The sequence below is a fragment of the Actinosynnema sp. NPDC059797 genome (assembly GCF_042732085.1).
Lineage (GTDB): Bacteria > Actinomycetota > Actinomycetes > Mycobacteriales > Pseudonocardiaceae > Actinosynnema.
Window position 1 is genome coordinate 1 of sequence record NZ_JBHWIE010000692.1, and the last position, 1,773, is coordinate 1,773.

Annotated in this window: 3 protein-coding genes; 1 reads left to right on the top strand and 2 read right to left on the bottom strand. The window is 78.0% G+C overall.

Annotated features, from left to right (window positions below; genetic code table 11):
* On the bottom strand, nt 1-437 hold a 437-nt coding region (locus ACFV4N_RS43345), incomplete at its 3' end, for a sensor histidine kinase (RefSeq protein WP_499678527.1).
* 37 nt (nt 438-474) lie between these two features.
* Here ACFV4N_RS43345 and ACFV4N_RS43350 point away from each other — a divergent pair.
* Nucleotides 475-642, top strand: a complete 168-nt coding sequence (locus ACFV4N_RS43350) for a hypothetical protein (RefSeq protein WP_499678528.1) — start codon at nt 475-477, stop codon at nt 640-642.
* Nucleotides 643-758: 116 nt separating this feature from the next.
* Here the strand turns inward: ACFV4N_RS43350 and ACFV4N_RS43355 are convergent.
* Nucleotides 759-1,773 (bottom strand): sensor histidine kinase (locus ACFV4N_RS43355; protein WP_499678529.1); only part of this gene is annotated, 1,015 nt, incomplete at its 5' end.

Below are 1,773 nucleotides of genomic sequence, written 5' to 3' on the forward strand. Positions count from 1 at the left end.
GAGCCGCGGCTCGGCGCGCTCGTCGCGGTGAGCGCCCCGCCGTGCGCCTCGACGAGGTGTCGGGCGATCGCGAGCCCCAGGCCGCTGCCCCCGGTGGCGCGGCCGCGGGACGGGTCGGCGCGGTGGAAGCGGTCGAAGACGTGCGGCAGGTGCTCCGCGGCGATGCCCGACCCGGTGTCGGCCACGGCGAACTCCACCGCGTCCGCCCGCCCGCGCACGGTGACCACCACGGCCCCGCCGGGCGGGGTGTGCCGGATCGCGTTGGACACGAGGTTGCCCAGCGCCTGGCGCAGCCGGGCGGGGTCGGCGCGCACGACCACCGGCTCCCCCGCCACCACCCGCAGGTCCACCCCGGACGCCTCCGCCCGAGCGCGGTGCGCGGCGACGGCGCACACCCAGCTCGCCGCGAGCCCCAAGTGGCCGCTCGCGCCGGACAACTCGTTCTTCGAGGGTTACGGGCCGACCACGCACCACGTGAACGGGCAGCGGATCAACGGCCACACCGGCGGCGCGCGGGGCGTGTCCACCAACGTGGACTGGTTCCCCGATTCCGGGTGGACCGCCGTGGTGCTCGCCAACCACGGCGGGAGCGCCGTGGCCGTGAGCCGCGAGGCGCGCAGGCTGATCACCGCCGCGCGCTGAACCGGGTGGGCGCGGGACGGGGGCGCGTCCCGCGCCCACTGGGGTCCCGGTCCACGGCCGCGTGGCGGTCGGGATCCCGGTGGTTCCCCCGCGCCCCTGGCGGTTCCCCCGGCACGTCAGCCGCGCAGCGGGAGGCGGACCGCGAACACCGCGCCGCCCCCCGGCGCCGGGGCGTGCGACGCCGACCCGCCGTGCGCCTCCGCCACGGAGGCCACGATGGACAGCCCCAGCCCGGCCCCGCCGTGGTCGCCCGACCGCTCCGAGACCCCGCGGTAGAAGCGCTCGAACACGCGGCCCGCGTGCTCCGGCGGAACGCCGGGGCCGTCGTCGGCCACCTCCAGCACGGCGTGGCCGCCGTCCGCCCGGACCCGCACCACCGCCCGGGTGCCCGCGGGGGTGTGCTGGACGACGTTGGCGAGCAGGTTGCCCAGGACCTGCCGCAGCCGGTCCTCGTCCGCCACCACCTCCACCCGCTCCGCGTCCAGCTCGAAGACGTGCCCGGGTGACGCCGCGCGGGCGTCCGCCACCGCCTCGGCCGCCAGGTCCGCCGGACGCACCGGTTCGACCGCCAGGGGACGGCCCTGGTCCAGGCGGGCGAGCAGGAGCAGCTCGTCGACCAGCACGCCCATCCGCCCGGCCTCCGACTCGATCCGGCGCAGCACCGTCGCCAGGTCGTCGGGGCGGGCCGCGGCGCCGAGCCGGAACAGCTCGGCGTACCCGCGGATGGTGGCGATCGGGGTGCGCAGCTCGTGCGAGGCGTCCGCGACGAACCGCCGCAGCCGCTGCTCGGAGGCCTCGCGCTCGCGAAACGCCGATTCGAGCTGGCCGAGCATGGCGTTGAGCGCCGTGCCCAGCCTGCCGACCTCGGTCCCGGTCCCCGCCTGCTCCACCCGCCTGCCCAGGTCGCCCGAGCCGATGGCCGCGGCGGTGTCGGAGATGTCCGCCAGGGGCCGCAGGCCGCGCCGCACGGCGCGCAGCGACAGCAGCGCCAGCGCGGCCAGGGCGACCCCGCTGGTGACCAGGGCGACGTTCGCGACCCGGGAGGTCAGCTCGGCGTAGTCCCCGGTCCGCACGGCGACCACGAGGATGTCGCCGCCCTCGGTCAGCCACGACGTGCGGACCAGCCAGTCG